Origin of the sequence: Rouxiella sp. T17 (genome assembly GCF_036663475.1) — a bacterium.
Lineage (GTDB): Bacteria > Pseudomonadota > Gammaproteobacteria > Enterobacterales > Enterobacteriaceae > Rouxiella.
Genome location: NZ_JAWUEA010000040.1, coordinates 129,261 through 143,851, shown reverse-complemented (window position 1 = coordinate 143,851; position 14,591 = coordinate 129,261). Strand labels below are relative to the sequence as shown.

Genomic DNA, 14,591 nt, shown 5'->3' with positions numbered 1-14,591 from the left:
GCTGTGACAATATGTCACTTGTCTAGTAAATCTACGTCAAATCAGGCTAAAATTCAATCAATCGTTGACCCATTCCCTATTGAAAATAAGGATTAATTGGCATCTTTCAGTTGATCACCCTGTGTGTGGCGTAATTGGGAGAAGAACGATCACCTTCCCCCCTCAAAATCAAAGCGGCTGGTACTTCCGGTAAATTTTATCTATCACTGCTGCAGGTTCAAAGTTTAGCAACCGCGCCAAATGCAAAAACTCAACGATATCCAGCCTTCTTTCACCATTTTCAACTTTCGCGATGAAAGATTGCGGTCTGCCAAAAGCCTCTGAAAGTTGAGTCTGGGTAATACCGCGTTCCTTGCGCGCGTTTTTCAGCATGCTGATCACAGATTGATAATCTTCTGAGTAAACGGATGCCATAAGCCTAAGGTCCCATTGAAAAATATCCTAAAATCGAATATCTTCCATTAAAGCAAATATCCCAAAATAGGATATTAATAGCTTTCAAAAGAACTTGAGCATGTATCTCTATACAACTGCATAAGGATAACAAATGGAAAAGGAAAACTGGCATCACGCAGATATCATTGCCGCGCTACATAAAGCTGAAACTACCTTAGCGGCGTTATCACGGCAGCACGGGCTAAGTTCTTCGACGCTAGCCAATGCACTGACACGTCCCTGGCCGAAAGGCGAATGGCTGATAGCTAATCGGCTAAGCGTTCATCCGTCAGCAATATGGCCAAGCCGATATTTCGATAAAGAAGGCGTTCTTAGAAACCGCAAAGCCCGAGCGAGTGGCGATAATTAGAATGCCTCCGTACCTACCATCTAAAAAAATATAGTTAACTCAACACATTATAAATTAAATGGAAAGGCTCAACTCAGAAAGGATTAAGAATCAAACAGCATTTATCTACCTAGAATATAACGTATTTTTTTATCCATTGGGCCATCACATGAGCATGAGTTTAAAAGACGTTTTCGAATTGATACAGCTTTGCATTCAGGCTAAACCTCAGGTGACCAACCGCGATATGCGCAGCATGTTGACCCAAGTATTTTCTCGAACGTTAAAGGCGCATACCGTTTTTACAGGTGATGTTTCTGAAGCCGCCGTAACTGCCATTGAAGAGATGCAAGGTGTATATCAAGGGCATAAAGTTGTTCGCGAGCATCATCTCAAAAGTAAAACCAGCATTACCAAGATGATTGCCGAGATGCGTAAAACAGATAATTGGAATTTTGAAGCTTTCGAAAGGCGGATCGTCGAACTTTCATCCATCAACATAACAACGGTATCAGAAAATTACCTTTTGGCGCGCAGTGGGGCTACCTATGAAACTTTAGGTATCAAGCTTATTCATTGGGAAAATTTAAGCGCTGATGTGAAGCGGCTAATCCGTAAGAGTCTTTTACGCGCTGATATTGCAAACCGGGCCGAATGGAATATCGACTAAATCTTTAACTTTCCCCGCTTGCCAATCACAAGTTCTTAGCGTTATAACAAATAAAAATACCCGCTAAAACAGGATGAAAAAGTGATCTCTAAGGACAACGCTGAGCATTATGTATGGGGTGATAACTGTGACGGATGGCATCTGGTTAAAAGACAGGATATGAGTATTATCCATGAAAGGATGCCAGCAGGTACTAAAGAAAAGCGCCATTATCACACCCTATCGCGGCAGTTTTTCTTTGTCCTTAAAGGGTCGCTCACAATGGAGTTGAGAGGGGACACCCACATCATTTCAGAACAAAACGGCATAGAGATTCCACCAGAAGCAAAACACCAAGCACGCAATGACTCAAATGCTGATGTCGAATTTCTGGTTTTCTCTCATCCAACGAGCCGCGGTGACCGCACTGATATTTAATGACGTCTGCTGGCGAGCGTTGCAGCCAAACAAATATATTCTATATCTTCACCTCACAGCCGCACTTTCGTCGCCAGCATGCCCAGCTGATTTACGCCGTTGACGCGGCGGATAAATCGTTCGGTATCAATTTCGAATAGCTCAACGCCCTCAAGACTTTGCTTGTAATAGCTGATGGCGATATCGACCGTTACGGCGTTCTCGGATTGCCCCTGACTGCCGCGCGGATCCCGCGAGACTTTCTGCACAAATCCTTCGATTTCTTCGCGCGTGCCCAGCGCCAGCCCGTTGCTCAAATAGCCCTCGTAGGCGGTAAATCGCGGGCGGCGTCCGCTGATAAAACCAAAGCTGGCCAGCACGTCCGTGTCGATCCCATAGAATTTTATCTGACAGCTTAACGCCTCCATTCCGTCATCCAACGGGGTCGGAGCATCCTGTGCGCCGGTGCGGAGGTCGGTTTTTAGAATGCTAAGTTCAGGCGGGGTGTATTCGTGCGCGCCAGCGACGCGGCCGCGCTCGGTGAAGAATGTCCAGACTCGTAAAGTATTTTTCATCATGCGATTGCAAGCTCCTCGACAGCATAATCATTGTTGACCCGGACCCGCAGCGAAATGCGCTCGGTCGGCGATTTGGGTCCGAAATCGTAATTGATATAAATCACGCCCGAGGCCAGCGACTCGGCGGTGTTCAACTCTTCGTCCAGCCAGGCGCGGCCACCAAAGATGGCTTTTAGCCCAACGAGCTGCCGGATATAGGCGTTAATTGTGCCGATGATGTCGTCCGCATTTTGCTTATCCAGCGGCCGGTCGTTATAAAGCATCACAGTTTCTTGAATGCTGTCTTCGATAACATCCGCAGTGCGTCGCACCGATTCGAATCGCCATTGCGGATCGGCAGTACAAAGCCGGTTGCCCCAATGTTTGAATCCATCGCGACGAATGATAGTGCTGATGTTTTCCATATTCAGCAGATTGGCCTGACAGTTCGGCTCGCCGAGGATGAATTCATCGACCTGCTCGACGCCGATAATATTGAAAATGTCCTGATTGGATTTGCTCCACCACCAGCCTCTTTCAATGTCGATACGCGCGCGTAGGCCTGCTGCGCGCGCGGAGTACGGCAGATAAACCAGTTCGCCTGCGGCGTTGGCGACACAGACTCGAGATCGTAGCAACTCGACGCGCGCACCGTAATTTTGCCGACGGAGAACCACTTCCGCCGCCGTCGCCATCGACGCACAATCGACATAGGCCACCGCGCGCAGCTTATTGGCCGCCGTTTCCAGCGCCTTGCCGATAACGTCGTCTTCGCTAAACCCTGTCGCAATCAGTACGCGCGGGTGATAGCCGGTCAGTGCCTTAGCGTGCGACCAACGTTGCATTCCTTCCAATAACGCCGCCCGCTGCTTGCCCGTGTCAGCATCGGTGGCCACGCGTACAACGATAGTTAAGGCGGTGCGCTGATCGTTGATATCCGCCAGCGCCTGCGGCAGTGAACCGCCACCGCCTAGTTTTTTCATCAACGTCGTGCCAACAAGAGCAACCGGCGTATTCAATGGAAAAGGTTCATCTTCTCCGCCTTTTAGCGTGAGATTAAACGGCGTAACTAATCCGCTGGCTATGGTTTTTTCCATCTGGATTTCACTATTTGCCAGAGCGTTAACTGCCCCGTAAACCTGCGCAGCGGTCGCAACCGCTTTCCCCGCGGCGTCGCATCCGAGCGTGATGGTCAACGTGCCCTCCTTATAAGCAGCAATGGTCGGCATCGCTGCTGGTACTTTTACATCCGGCTTCGCTAGTACAGCGGTAATTTTTAACGTGTTACCCTGCCGTCCGGGCTGCTTGGCTTTCATCAAGAGCTGATTTTGCAGTAGTGGTGTGCTAAACGTTCCGATTGCGACGGTCCCTTTCGAGGCGTTTGGCGCAGTACCCACCAGCCCGATCACGGCAGTCGCGATGGTGCTCACCGCCACCGTGCCGGCAATAATTTCGATGGTTTCAACACCGTGTAATTCAGACATTGTGGCTCCTTTGATATTGCGCCTTAAACAAAAAAACCCGCCGAAGCGGGTTACATTGGTGTGTCAGTAGGAATTAGAATCTCGACGTGATCCATTCATTGAGACCCGTATTAAATGAATAACAAATTCATGCTTCAAGCCCTGAAAATCTCCGAGCAAGCACTGCCAGACTGCCTTCCTAATCCACCAGTGGGATGTGTCATCGTTCGAAAGGGTGAGATTGTGTCTGAAGGATTTACCCGTAAGCCAGGCGGACATCATGCAGAAGCCGATGCGTTATCCCGTTTTACTGGCGATCTCAGCGAGTGCGACGTTTATGTCACCTTGGAACCCTGCTCTTTTACCGGCAGAACGCCATCGTGTGCCAAAGAAATGGTGAAAAGGATGCCCAAAACCGTGTTTGTCGGCATGCTCGATACAGACCCAAGAAATCAGGGAGCCGGGATCTGCATTCTTGAAAACGCTGGAATCAACGTAGAAGTTGGTCTGCTAGCGGAATCTGTCAGCGCGTGGCTGACACCGTATCTCATTAAATCATGTGATTAAGAAAAATTACGATTTGAAGAAATGTTTTAAACGGTTAAGGTGCCATCTTAACGCCTAATTGTTCATTTTTGATTCATTGCGGCAGTATGTGGTAATATTTGACCATTACAGGACGTTATTACTGTGTCATGGAGGCATTTGTGCCAGTACTGATAAACGAGGAGTCGAACATGATTGTCATGCCACAATCTTATAGTCCCTCAACGATTGAGCGTCGATTTAAAGTTATCAACGAATTGAATGTTCGAGGGGCTGTATATCTTGTTGTTTACGACGAAAATGCACCTGTAGCAGCCATCATCAAAGCCGACCTTTCGGACTTTGGGGGTCAGGCTCGCCATGAAATTGTTGCATCGCTTGAGTTAGTACGTCGTGATCAGTGCGAGAATATCTTTAGCGTTCGTGATTTCTGGCAGAATACAGATGCGCTTCAAGTTGAAGGCGTTGTAGTTGCTAAGGCTGTACAAGGTGTGGGCTTAGCGACTGTGCTTTACGAATCTCTCGTACTTAACGCTGGGATTATCCTAATGAGTGATAATACTCATTATGCTGGTGGTAAAGCGTTATGGCAGAAAATTGCACAGTCATCCACTAAACTAACTGTTTTTGTTCTAGATACTGAGGAAGGTAAATTTTATCCTTATGATGGAACTAGGGTTAGCTACAATGGGGTCAGCATTCCTGAAGCTGAGATTTGGAGCATCCATCCAGATCAAACTAAGCACGGTGTAATTCTTGTCGCCGAGGATGCTAAAAAGCATGCACAAGTTGCTGCTTAAAACTAAAGCCGCCATGAGCGGCTTTTTTGTATCTATTGTTTCATACTGCTTTAATAACTTAACCAATCTCTATTTATGACCATTAACTGTGCTCGCTTTGTTCATAAATTTGGTTCAATTACATAGGTTGATTCGGTTTGTCAGTTGTTCCGCCACTGTCTCCCCGGTGATTATGGGCGTTGTACACTTTACGGAGCTCAGCCATTGAGCTTTTACCATCGGAAATATCGCCGCTGGCGCCTATTTTCCCTTTAATGGCAGCATCGTTATTAAGCTGCGTTTTCCCTTGTACGGTCAGGGTTTCAGTGATTTCGACCGGGCCCTCTAACGTGCCTTTTCCGATGATTTTATAAGTTCCATCCTGCGCCAAACTGATAGTTAACGCATGCGCTTCGCGGTCGTAGCGAATTTCGGTCCCGTCGGAAAACTGAGTGATATGTTCAGAGTCGTTGCCTGTTGGGGCGGGCTTTTGTCCGGTGTTCCAGCCAGGAAATACGCGGCCATTATTTAAATCGCCACCCTCGGAAATCACTGTCACGGCATCGCCGATTGCGCAGGGATTGGAGTTAGAGCGGTTTGCGCCTGAAAATCCCTGACAAATTGGCAGCCAGCCGGTAGTGATTTCGCTAATGGTAACGCGGCATTTAGGAATACCTGCGTGTCTAACGGAATGGATCACACCACGGCGAACCATATTCGCCAGCCGCCGCTGTAACTCACCGACCAGCTGTTCCATTATCTTCTTCCTCGCAGCAATCTGTTTGATAAATCAATCGATAATCCCCCACGTGCTGCTCGCCAACCTGTGGCGCGCGGCTTAATAATGCTTTGCTCAATGGCGCGGCAGTAACCGCAAAGGGGTCAGGGCCAAAGGCTACGGATTGTTGGTAGCTGACTCGCCAGACAAGATAGGCGTCTAAACGTGGGTCGAAATTGTCTTCCGCCGCGCCGGTGAAAATCGCCGGCTCGATGTGTGTCAAACCAAACTGCTGTCCTTCAATCCACTGGCTGACGTCGGCCGCTGCCGCGCGCGCGTAAATATCAGGCTTTTTCTCCGTGGCGCTTGAACGGTCAATCACCATATATAAAGAAGCGTTCAACACAACGTTAAGCTGGCCATCACAAGTTGCACCCGGCTCCCACCCTTCAAGCGAAAAATAAACCGCTGGCGTGGTCAGCGGCGTGACGTTTTCGGGATAAGTCTCGGCATCTTTAACCCACGACAATTTTCTCAACGATGACAGCACCGCATCATGATAGGCAGCGAGCAATAAAGGTTCGGCCATGATAGCTCCCTAAAGCTTGATATTGGCCTGAACGCGGCCGCGTAAATCAACTTCAAAATGATGTAGAAAAACCTCTCCGACATCGGCAAAAGCATTGTCTTCAATGACGTTGAGCATCGGCTCGTAGATATCAATTTCAGCTTCCGTGGTTCGACGGGTTTGAAGATTACGAATTAGCACGGTTCGTCTGCCGCTACGCGTTCGGCCGACTTCACCATTCAGAAAGCTACGGGAAGTAAGGAGTTTGCCCTGCGGATCAAATCCGGCTTCGGTGATTCTTTTGCCACCTGCAATATAACGGCCGGTGATAACCGAACGCATCTCATGGCGCGGGCGGATACGTCCTCGCACACGGCCTTTAAGATCCTTGAGTTTGACTGCATTAAGTCCGAACCAGATTTTGCCCTCGTCCATGGTCGCGCCGCGCTGTAACCGAAATGACAGCAGGCGCTTACGCACCAGCGTCAGATTCCGCGGGGCCAGACCCGATTTGATATCGGCCATTGCCCGTTTTCGCAACGTTGCCGCCGTGCGATTCAATGCTCGACCATAAGCACTTAAATATTGCTGTTGCGTGGCCTTGAGGATTTCGCTGATTTTCAGCATCGCTTCAAGGTCGAGATCGACCGGTAAATCACGATGTAATCGGCTTTGGCGACCGGACATAGCATTAGCTCCAATTTTTTAAGCTAGGCGCGGCTTCATTGGGTTTGCCCTTGGCTAAGTAGATCCGCGCCCGGCCTATTTCATTGATGCCGATATGCTTCACCCACCAGCTTTCACCGCCGAACAAAACCTGATGTTGCTTTTTCAAGCCTTGAATATCCTGTGTGGAGAGGCTGAGCACAGGTCCGCTATGCTCGATTTCGCCGCCGCTTGGCAACTTAACCGGCTCGGCCACCTCTTCAAAAATACCCGCGGTTATTCGTACTTCAGAACCAATCAATAACGTTATCGGTTCAAACTCGACAAACTCTTCATCGACCTGACGATCGATTGCTTTCATTCTTTCCGAGAAGCGGCTCATCAGAATCCCAACCTGACGCTGGCATTCGCGTCGCCGGCAATTTGCGCTGACCATGCAGATCCGGCACGAGCGAACCATACCGGTTTGTCCGTGCCCTCTTTCGATAACGCCGTTAACTTTCCTGTAAAATTAAAGAACAAGGAGGTGCCGACTTTCCATGCCTCTGTTGGGACCTTTGGCAATTCAAACACGCCGGTCATAAACAGCACGCCCTCTTCACCGGCCAAAATATCGCTACAGGCCACGCCGAGGATACTGCCGACAATCACAGGCTGTCCGGAGAACAGTGTTTTATCCCCGCCGTTATGCCAGTTGAGGGTACGCCCATCCTGATGATAATTTTTAGCCATGATCCGCTCCTGAAAATGCAAAAGGACGGCCGAAGCCGTCAATGTCCTACTTATTACCCGTAGATTTAATTAAACCGCGATGATCGAGGGGTGCGACGCCTGCATCGATACGGACCTTGAACGCGGCTCCGTCAATGGTGAATCCCTGCTGTTGTTCGAGATATGGCGCGTCGACGCCGTCGAGATAGGCGACTTCGAGCGTATCGCGTCCCTGCGCTGCCGCGAGATACCACTCTTTATTGTTTGCCGCGTCGAGCCGCGCTTCGGCAATCACCGTCGCGAAATTTTGAATCGGATTGATTATGCCGCTGTTGGCATCGACGCCCGGCACGCTGGTGGATTTAATCAGCTGATTGGCGCGCGATTCCAGCGCCACGGGAACCAGCATAAACGCCGGTCGGATATTCAATTTTCGGCCGTTGGACTCCTGCAACAGCATCGTGCGGCGGCCGAGATCTAACCCCTCGATATCCAGTGCGGCAGCCACCTGATTTTTATGCTCGGCGCAGAACAACGTCTTGCCATCCTTCATCTTGCCGTTGCTGGTTAGCACGGCGTAAACCAAGTCGCCGACCGTCGCGCGCGCTGCGCTGCCCATGCTCATCGGAATGCGAGTCAGCATATGCAGGTCGTCATTGATTATGGTCTGGCGGGTTATCGAGAACAGTTCGCCGTAGGTCGCCAGCGCGATTTCTTCCGCCTTGTCGCCGACGGTAATGTATTTGTATTCCGCCCCTTCCCGCACCTGACGCAGCGCGGCGATTGAATTGAGCCCGACGCGGTGCGAGGTTTTGAAATCGGTCAGCGTGCCTTTTCGGGTCCAGCGGTCAAAGGTCTCTTCTGCTTCATCCCAGCCGAGCAGCGCGGCTTTATGGGCGACGTCCATCAGAATGCTGCCGAAATCCGAACGGGAATGGGTGAACGCCAGCCCGACCATCGCCATCGGCGAAGCCTGTCCGCTGAGGCTGATGCCGCGATCGAGAAGCGACGCGCGGGCCAGCTCGCGCAAGGTGTAGCCGCTGTAAGCGTTATCTTTTTCAGCTTCGGCGTAACCGGCGCGGCTCATTACCGAAGCGCGGATTGAATCGCCAACCAGATTGCCGTTACCGGCAAAAATGTGTGCGTTGTATCCGGCGGTCGGGGTGGTGCCTGCGGCCAACGCTTTGAGTAATTTCTCCTGCGCGCCGGCGTCAGTACAAGTGACATCGGCGATACACTCGGATTTTAAAACGTCGAACTGCGGAAATGCAGTGAACACAGCGCTGATTTTGTCGACACGCTCGACGTTGGCAGCATGCATCTGCTGTTGAAGCTGTGTCGCCAGCGCGTTGATATCAATATTTTGCGTCGGCGCGGTGGGCGCGGGCATTTCTGGTGCTGCCGCCCGTGCCTCGAATAGGGCCGTAATCTGCTGGGGCATATTTTTATAGTCCTTTAATTTGTTGGTATTAAGCGAAGCGGCAGCGGTCAGCGCGGGTTCAATCACGTCGGCAAAGCCCTTCTCTTTCGCCTGTACGCCGTTCATCCACGTTTCGGCCTTGAGCAGCGCGGCAATTTCCTCGCGCGCCAAACCGGTTTTATTTTCATAGGCTGAAACCAGCAGCGATTCATTACGATCCATCCATTCCGCATAATGGCGGATTTCATCGGCATCTCCGGCCACGCCGCCCCACGGTTTGTGGATCATCATCCAGGCGTTCTCGGGCATGTGAACGGTTGCGTTCGGCAAGCACGCAATTACCGAGGCCATGCTGGCGGCAATTCCGTCTATATAAATGTTAATCGGAACCGTTAGTCGTCCGAGGGTGTTAAAAATTGCGAAGCCGTCCATCAGGTCGCCGCCCGCGCTGTGGATATGCAGGTCAATCGCGGCGGCCTCGAATACGCCCGAAGTCCGGCAATCGCCGAGAAATTGCTGCGCCGAAATGCCCCACGCGCCAATCAGGTCATGGAGGTAAATCGCTACCGCGCCGCCGGTTTGTGCGGCGGCGGTGATTTGATACCAGCTGTCGGCACCGAAATTTGTGGAGTGGCTAGCCTGTGGCTTAATCAGGCTGATGCTTTTTCGGCGGGTTTTGGGCAGTGGGAGGATTGTCGTCGGTTGGCTCATTGCTATTGGCTCCAGAGTCGTTGGCTGCGTCAGAGTCAAAAATCAGACCGTGCTCGCGATTAAATTCAATTTCACGCTGGCGCTGTCGCCGAATTTCCTGCGGCGATTGGCCTCGCGCGCGTATCCATTCGGATTCGGTACCGGCTCCGCCGCGCACGATGCCTTTCCACGCGGCGGCCTCTTTCACCGGATCAATCCACGGCATGACCGGCCCGAGGTAGATGGCGTTGTAGAGCGATGCGGGGTCGACGTCGGCGGGAATGGAGATGCCGGAGAGTTTGAACATGTCGATCCAGCTGCGATAAACGGGGCGGCTGTGTTGGCCGACGAACCAGTTTTGCAACACGCCATAACCTTCGAAGCCTTCCACCAGCTCCTGTCGCTGCGAAGAATAAGTGCCATTGTAATCGCGGGCGATGCTGGAGTAGCTGCTGCGGGTGCCGCCCGCGACGGCGCGAAGCTGGCTGTTACGAAACTCGTAAAGATGTACGTTAGGCCGATTCGATTCGACCATCCCGAGGTCTTCGCCTGGCTTTAGGCCGTCGAAAATCATGCCCGGCGAGATATCAAACAGCCGGTGTTTGCCGTCGGCGTCGTTCTCGTCATCAGAGTTGTAGTTTTGCGCGTCACCTCGTTTAACGTAAAACCCCAGCGCGGCGGCGATTCGGGCGGCGACACGTTCTGACTCTTCATAATCTTTGATGTCGCCGAGGCGAGTGATTACGCCATGCAACAGGCTGATGCCGCGCCGCTGATGCAGGCGTTTTCTCATCGCGAGATGCAGCATGTTTTCAGCAGGAACGCGCTTAACGCCCGACGTTCTACGCACCAGACTGGCCGGATGAAACTTATAAACGTTGTAGGCCATCGGCCTGCCCCAGCTGTTAACCTCGATGCCCTGCTGGATTTGCGTGCTGTCGGTGAAGCTTTGGGTAAACGGCACAAAATCGGCTTCAAGCATTTCTATCGACAGCTGAATTTTGGTGGCGTGCTGTAAACCTGCGACGGGCCCGCGAACCAACTGTTCGAACACTTCACCGTCGCGCAGCGCCGAACGCAGCAGCATTCGCTCCATCTCGGCGCGGGTAAATAATCCGCTGACCTCCGGACGAATAGACCATTCAGACCACCACGTCGAGAGCGTTGAAGCAAACGCTTCATGCAGCTTGCCATCAAAGGTCAGCGGCTGCGGCTCGACCTGAATCCCGCGCGCACCGACCACCCGCTCCTCAAGTTTGTCGAGGATCCCAATCACGATGTCATGATTTTCATCAAGCCAACGCGCCTGCTCACGCAATGACACGCCGCCGGAAAACACGGCGTTGTCCGCAGATTGAATGGATTGTTTGGCCTTGTGCAACCGCGAAGGGCTAGCGGCTTCATAGGCATTGAACAGGCTACGTTGTCGGGCGCGTGCCGCCGCCCAGCCTGGCGAAAATATCGCGATGCTCTTTTCAATCAGGTTCATTTTCGCGCCTTATTTGAATTGAGCCAGTTTGTGAATGCCGCCGCGTTGGGTAGCGTTTTGATAACGCGTTTCCCAATATTCAAGCTCTTTACGCAACGCCAGCGGATCGTGATTGGTCACCGCGCGGCCGGTGATGCCGGTAAAAGAGACCGATTTGCCGTTAAGCGAATCCTGATACGCTTGCCTAACGCGCTCGAGTATTACGCTGATTTCAGACAAGGTCATAGCCACCCTCCGCCGCGGCCATTTCCGCCGCCGTCGAGCCAGCCGGACACGCTGGCAGGCGCGAACTCAGGTGTATTTCGTTGTGATGGAGTAGCCGATGCGGTTGATGGTGTGTTAGCCACGGGGAGAGCTCCGTCGTAAGTTTCGGAAAAGATGTTGGGGTTGAGGCTCTGGACTTCGGCCCATGCGGGCGGCTTATGCCATGAAATTCGCTCGTAACCGCGAAGAAAAACGATGGCGTGGATGTAGCAAAACAGGTCCATTGCTTCGTTTGCGCCTTTGCCGGGCTTACGCCATTTGCCGTCACTGCCGCGTTCTTCATAGGTCAGTTCGTCGTAAAACCATTCGCCGATCCAGCTGGGATAATGAATGTATCCGGGGCCATATGTGTCACGGTCCAGCGAGTTTTTAAGCTGATCTTTGAAGGTGTCGGTTTGCAGCAAATATACCGGCACGTCGCCACGGGCATCGGCGCGGCGATCGGTACGTTCGGAGTTATCGGGATAGCTTTTGGAAACGGACTTTTGTCGGCGATTGCTGTCGCCTTTCACTAAATAGACCCGTTTGTGACAACCATTTTTACGGCAGCGCCGCCAGAATTTATAGGCGTTATCGGTTACGCCGTCTTCCCCGCCGCTGTCGACGGCCATCGCCATCACGGGCATGCGTTTTGAGTCGTCGTCTGCGAGCCGGTAAGACTGATTAAGCACGTCTGAAATGAGCAGATCCCAGTCTTCGGCGAACGCGCCTGGATGAATAGGCAAGCATTCACCGTGCTCATTGTGTCGCAGCGATTGTTGGATGTTGTAACGATTAATCAACCACCGCTCGCCGCTTTCGCCGTAACCGACAATCTGCACCACGAATCGGCGTTTTTTTCCAGCTTGCACGTCGACCGCCGCGATTAAAAATCTGACGGCGGCCGGTATCCTACGTTTGCCATAATCTTCGGCGCGGGCCATGAGTTCGTCGCTTCGTCGCTGTTCACCAGCGGCTTTTGGCAAATAAGGTCGGCCCCAATCGGTATTGATTACCGCGCGCAGGGTTTGTTCGCTGCCGGTAGTGTCGAATAGTTGCTCGGCGGAGAGCAGTTTGTAGACCATCTGCGCCCACGTTTGATAAGCCGCGGCGGGGCCTTCCATCCAGAATGAGGCGATGCGTGACCGGCGCGGTTCACCGCTGCGATGACCGCGTTTATCTATCGTTTCACCTTCACTTAGCCAGACGCCGAGCTGGTTTAAGCGCCGTTTTTCATTCGGTTGGCTGGTTAGCTGGCAGTGCGGGCATTCGAGCACCGCCGCTTCGCTGGCTTTGACCGGGTCGACTATCTCGCGATAGCCGGTCATGGCGGCCATTTCCGGTTGAAAATAGTCGCCACAGTGCGGGCACGGCCAATACCAGCGGCGGCGATCGCCGAGGTTATAAAGTGAAAGAATGCCGGTGGTCGGTGGCGCTTCGTGAGGTGATTTGGGACGCCACTTGGCATCGACAATTTCGCGGCCGGGCGAGCTTTCCACCAGCGTCATGCCGGAGGACATAAAAGTCGTGTTGCGCTTCGAGGCGATGGAGTAGCCGTCCCCTTCGCCGTCGACGTCATCTGGCCAGCGGTCGTAATCGGTCAGCGCGACAAATTTGTAATCCGACGACGACATAATGTTGATTGACGGCCAGCCGATTTTTAAATAGTTACCGGCCTTGAAGGTTTTGTCGTGAACGTTGTTGTCGTTGGTGTGCGGGCTAAGCCGTTTGCGCACGGCCTTGCTCACGCGAAAGGTTCTATCCAGACGCTTTTTGGAGTGCTCGCGCGCTTTCTCTTCGGTCATCTGGATCAGCAGGAAATCTGACGGATCGCAGACGATGGTGTAGACGATCCAGCCGTCGATCAGCCCGATGGTTTTGCCAGTGCGCGCGGGTCCGACAAATATTACACTGTCAAAAAGGCGCGATGCCAGGCAGTTCATTGGCTCGATAACATACGGCGTGAGCGACGCCTCCCACGCCGAGGAGCTGCCACCACCGTCGGGCACGCGCATGTATTTGGCAACGGCGTCGGCAACAGGCATGCGGCGCGGCGCTTTGAGCAACGCCGAGACATCGCGTCTTATATCGCGGGCCGACGCGTGGCTATTCACTATAAATCCTCATTAGCATCGTCCTCTGCGCCAGAGACCTCGGCGGCCATCACTTCCCGAATCTCATCAATGGCGCGCTGGGCTTCGGCGATTTGTTCCGGCAACCACCCGCGATCGCGCTCGAGTTTATCTGGCCAAGTGTCGAGGACCTGCGAGACAGATTTCATAATCAGCGCCATCTCGCGATGCACGTCGGATGCTGGCACCAGCTGCTTTAGTGCGGCTTCAAGCTTCACCCTTTCATTCTCGGACTGGTACCAGTCTTTGCGATCTTTGGGCGACATCATTGATGGGTCGTGCTGGCGTTCGGGATCGACAGGCTGGTCGGCGGCGAACAAAATCGGGCCGATATCTTTCAGGGCGTAAACGGGATTGCCGCGCACCGTGGCGGCGATGGTTGTGTTGGCATCCAGCAAACGCTTTTTCACCGTGCTGCGGTTTAGTCCAAATGCTTCAGCAATCTTCGCCACACTCCAGTGATAGGCGTCCCCCAGATTGCTTATCGTTGACATAGCGCCTCACGCTGACAGGTGATTTGCGGGATTTGTTTGTTAAATCATGAAGCTAAAGGCTGGAGAGATGCTGGCTATAGGAGTATCACAACAGGTGAAGATAGGAATTTATCAATGCTTACATTAAGTTGCGCGACCTGCTGCTGCCGCGATCAAAACTCGAAACTAGCCGCTTTCCGCGATGTTTCCCCCTCTCGGTGAGTCAAAGCCCGGGGAGGACCCGCGAAGATCGGCACGTTTTAGACATAAAAAAAGCCTCCGGCGA

Annotated in this window: 18 protein-coding genes; 5 read left to right on the top strand and 13 right to left on the bottom strand. The window is 52.4% G+C overall.

The genetic code is table 11. The features are described from left to right. Positions 1 to 168: 168 nt before the first annotated feature. The gene (locus SC206_RS18390; RefSeq protein ID WP_332739496.1) at positions 169 to 414 is read right to left on the bottom strand and encodes a helix-turn-helix domain-containing protein; all 246 of its coding nucleotides are present in this window, start codon (positions 412 to 414) and stop codon (positions 169 to 171) included. A gap of 133 nt (positions 415 to 547) precedes the next feature. Here SC206_RS18390 and SC206_RS18385 point away from each other — a divergent pair, with 133 nt between their 5' ends. The 3 genes from SC206_RS18385 to SC206_RS18375 all read left to right on the top strand — a co-directional run bounded on the left by SC206_RS18385 (position 548) and on the right by SC206_RS18375 (position 1,871). Further along, positions 548 to 805: a helix-turn-helix domain-containing protein gene (locus tag SC206_RS18385; RefSeq protein WP_332739494.1), complete on the top strand. Its 258-nt coding sequence runs from the start codon at positions 548 to 550 to the stop codon at positions 803 to 805. A 148-nt stretch (positions 806 to 953) separates the two neighbouring features. Then, entirely contained in the window at positions 954 to 1,454 is a 501-nt protein-coding gene (locus SC206_RS18380; RefSeq protein WP_332739492.1) for a hypothetical protein, read from the top strand. An 81-nt stretch (positions 1,455 to 1,535) separates the two neighbouring features. Beyond that, positions 1,536 to 1,871 (top strand): cupin domain-containing protein, encoded by a 336-nt coding sequence (locus SC206_RS18375; protein ID WP_332739490.1) that lies wholly within the window; start codon positions 1,536 to 1,538, stop codon positions 1,869 to 1,871. A 53-nt stretch (positions 1,872 to 1,924) separates the two neighbouring features. On the opposite strand, the gene SC206_RS18370 is transcribed toward SC206_RS18375, so the two are convergent. Continuing rightward, positions 1,925 to 2,428, bottom strand: a complete 504-nt coding sequence (locus SC206_RS18370) for a phage major tail tube protein (RefSeq protein WP_332739488.1) — start codon at positions 2,426 to 2,428, stop codon at positions 1,925 to 1,927. Next, positions 2,425 to 3,891: a phage tail sheath C-terminal domain-containing protein gene (locus tag SC206_RS18365; RefSeq protein WP_332739486.1), complete on the bottom strand. Its 1,467-nt coding sequence runs from the start codon at positions 3,889 to 3,891 to the stop codon at positions 2,425 to 2,427. Before SC206_RS18365 ends, SC206_RS18370 begins: the two co-directional genes overlap by 4 nt. A 114-nt stretch (positions 3,892 to 4,005) precedes the next feature. On the opposite strand from SC206_RS18365, the gene SC206_RS18360 reads away from it, so the two are divergent. Together SC206_RS18360 and SC206_RS18355 are read left to right on the top strand one after the other, a co-directional pair. Beyond that, entirely contained in the window at positions 4,006 to 4,437 is a 432-nt protein-coding gene (locus SC206_RS18360; protein WP_332739484.1) for a bifunctional diaminohydroxyphosphoribosylaminopyrimidine deaminase/5-amino-6-(5-phosphoribosylamino)uracil reductase RibD, read from the top strand. Between the two features lie 170 nt (positions 4,438 to 4,607). Beyond that, positions 4,608 to 5,216 carry a hypothetical protein gene (locus tag SC206_RS18355; RefSeq protein ID WP_332739482.1) on the top strand — a complete coding sequence of 203 codons (609 nt, stop codon included), beginning with the start codon at positions 4,608 to 4,610 and terminating at the stop codon, positions 5,214 to 5,216. A gap of 118 nt (positions 5,217 to 5,334) precedes the next feature. On the opposite strand, the gene SC206_RS18350 is transcribed toward SC206_RS18355, so the two are convergent. Genes SC206_RS18350 through SC206_RS18305 form a run of 10 tightly spaced genes read right to left on the bottom strand, consistent with a single transcriptional unit; the run spans position 5,335 to position 14,326 of the window. Then, positions 5,335 to 5,952 carry a phage baseplate assembly protein V gene (locus SC206_RS18350; RefSeq protein ID WP_332739480.1) on the bottom strand — a complete coding sequence of 206 codons (618 nt, stop codon included), beginning with the start codon at positions 5,950 to 5,952 and terminating at the stop codon, positions 5,335 to 5,337. After that, a complete protein-coding gene (locus SC206_RS18345; RefSeq protein WP_332739478.1) occupies positions 5,933 to 6,502 on the bottom strand; it encodes a hypothetical protein in 570 nt (189 codons plus the stop codon). Before SC206_RS18345 ends, SC206_RS18350 begins: the two co-directional genes overlap by 20 nt. A gap of 9 nt (positions 6,503 to 6,511) precedes the next feature. Continuing rightward, positions 6,512 to 7,168, bottom strand: a complete 657-nt coding sequence (locus SC206_RS18340) for a hypothetical protein (protein WP_332739476.1) — start codon at positions 7,166 to 7,168, stop codon at positions 6,512 to 6,514. A 4-nt stretch (positions 7,169 to 7,172) separates the two neighbouring features. Continuing rightward, a complete protein-coding gene (locus SC206_RS18335; RefSeq protein WP_332739474.1) occupies positions 7,173 to 7,508 on the bottom strand; it encodes a head-tail joining protein in 336 nt (111 codons plus the stop codon). 20 nt (positions 7,509 to 7,528) lie between these two features. Further along, entirely contained in the window at positions 7,529 to 7,879 is a 351-nt protein-coding gene (locus SC206_RS18330; protein WP_332739472.1) for a DUF2190 family protein, read from the bottom strand. A gap of 46 nt (positions 7,880 to 7,925) precedes the next feature. Beyond that, a complete protein-coding gene (locus SC206_RS18325; protein ID WP_332739470.1) occupies positions 7,926 to 9,989 on the bottom strand; it encodes a ClpP-like prohead protease/major capsid protein fusion protein in 2,064 nt (687 codons plus the stop codon). Beyond that, positions 9,925 to 11,457 carry a phage portal protein gene (locus SC206_RS18320; RefSeq protein ID WP_332739468.1) on the bottom strand — a complete coding sequence of 511 codons (1,533 nt, stop codon included), beginning with the start codon at positions 11,455 to 11,457 and terminating at the stop codon, positions 9,925 to 9,927. Before SC206_RS18320 ends, SC206_RS18325 begins: the two co-directional genes overlap by 65 nt. Positions 11,458 to 11,466: 9 nt before the next feature. Beyond that, positions 11,467 to 11,682, bottom strand: a complete 216-nt coding sequence (locus SC206_RS18315) for a hypothetical protein (RefSeq protein ID WP_332739466.1) — start codon at positions 11,680 to 11,682, stop codon at positions 11,467 to 11,469. After that, positions 11,679 to 13,814 (bottom strand): phage terminase large subunit family protein, encoded by a 2,136-nt coding sequence (locus SC206_RS18310; RefSeq protein WP_332739464.1) that lies wholly within the window; start codon positions 13,812 to 13,814, stop codon positions 11,679 to 11,681. The genes SC206_RS18315 and SC206_RS18310 overlap by 4 nt, the downstream gene beginning before the upstream one ends. Then, positions 13,814 to 14,326, bottom strand: a complete 513-nt coding sequence (locus tag SC206_RS18305; protein WP_332739462.1) for a DUF1441 family protein — start codon at positions 14,324 to 14,326, stop codon at positions 13,814 to 13,816. The genes SC206_RS18310 and SC206_RS18305 overlap by 1 nt, the downstream gene beginning before the upstream one ends. Positions 14,327 to 14,591 lie beyond the last annotated feature (265 nt).

Coding starts and splice junctions, on each gene's coding strand:
- SC206_RS18390 (WP_332739496.1), bottom strand. CDS start 414: ATGGCATCCGTTTACTCAGAAGATTATCAATCTGTGATCAGCATGCTG.
- SC206_RS18385 (WP_332739494.1), top strand. CDS start 548: ATGGAAAAGGAAAACTGGCATCACGCAGATATCATTGCCGCGCTACAT.
- SC206_RS18380 (WP_332739492.1), top strand. CDS start 954: ATGAGCATGAGTTTAAAAGACGTTTTCGAATTGATACAGCTTTGCATT.
- SC206_RS18370 (WP_332739488.1), bottom strand. CDS start 2,428: ATGATGAAAAATACTTTACGAGTCTGGACATTCTTCACCGAGCGCGGC.
- SC206_RS18365 (WP_332739486.1), bottom strand. CDS start 3,891: ATGTCTGAATTACACGGTGTTGAAACCATCGAAATTATTGCCGGCACG.
- SC206_RS18360 (WP_332739484.1), top strand. CDS start 4,006: ATGAATAACAAATTCATGCTTCAAGCCCTGAAAATCTCCGAGCAAGCA.
- SC206_RS18355 (WP_332739482.1), top strand. CDS start 4,608: ATGATTGTCATGCCACAATCTTATAGTCCCTCAACGATTGAGCGTCGA.
- SC206_RS18350 (WP_332739480.1), bottom strand. CDS start 5,952: ATGGAACAGCTGGTCGGTGAGTTACAGCGGCGGCTGGCGAATATGGTT.
- SC206_RS18345 (WP_332739478.1), bottom strand. CDS start 6,502: ATGGCCGAACCTTTATTGCTCGCTGCCTATCATGATGCGGTGCTGTCA.
- SC206_RS18340 (WP_332739476.1), bottom strand. CDS start 7,168: ATGTCCGGTCGCCAAAGCCGATTACATCGTGATTTACCGGTCGATCTC.
- SC206_RS18335 (WP_332739474.1), bottom strand. CDS start 7,508: ATGAAAGCAATCGATCGTCAGGTCGATGAAGAGTTTGTCGAGTTTGAA.
- SC206_RS18330 (WP_332739472.1), bottom strand. CDS start 7,879: ATGGCTAAAAATTATCATCAGGATGGGCGTACCCTCAACTGGCATAAC.
- SC206_RS18325 (WP_332739470.1), bottom strand. CDS start 9,989: ATGAGCCAACCGACGACAATCCTCCCACTGCCCAAAACCCGCCGAAAA.
- SC206_RS18320 (WP_332739468.1), bottom strand. CDS start 11,457: ATGAACCTGATTGAAAAGAGCATCGCGATATTTTCGCCAGGCTGGGCG.
- SC206_RS18315 (WP_332739466.1), bottom strand. CDS start 11,682: ATGACCTTGTCTGAAATCAGCGTAATACTCGAGCGCGTTAGGCAAGCG.
- SC206_RS18305 (WP_332739462.1), bottom strand. CDS start 14,326: ATGTCAACGATAAGCAATCTGGGGGACGCCTATCACTGGAGTGTGGCG.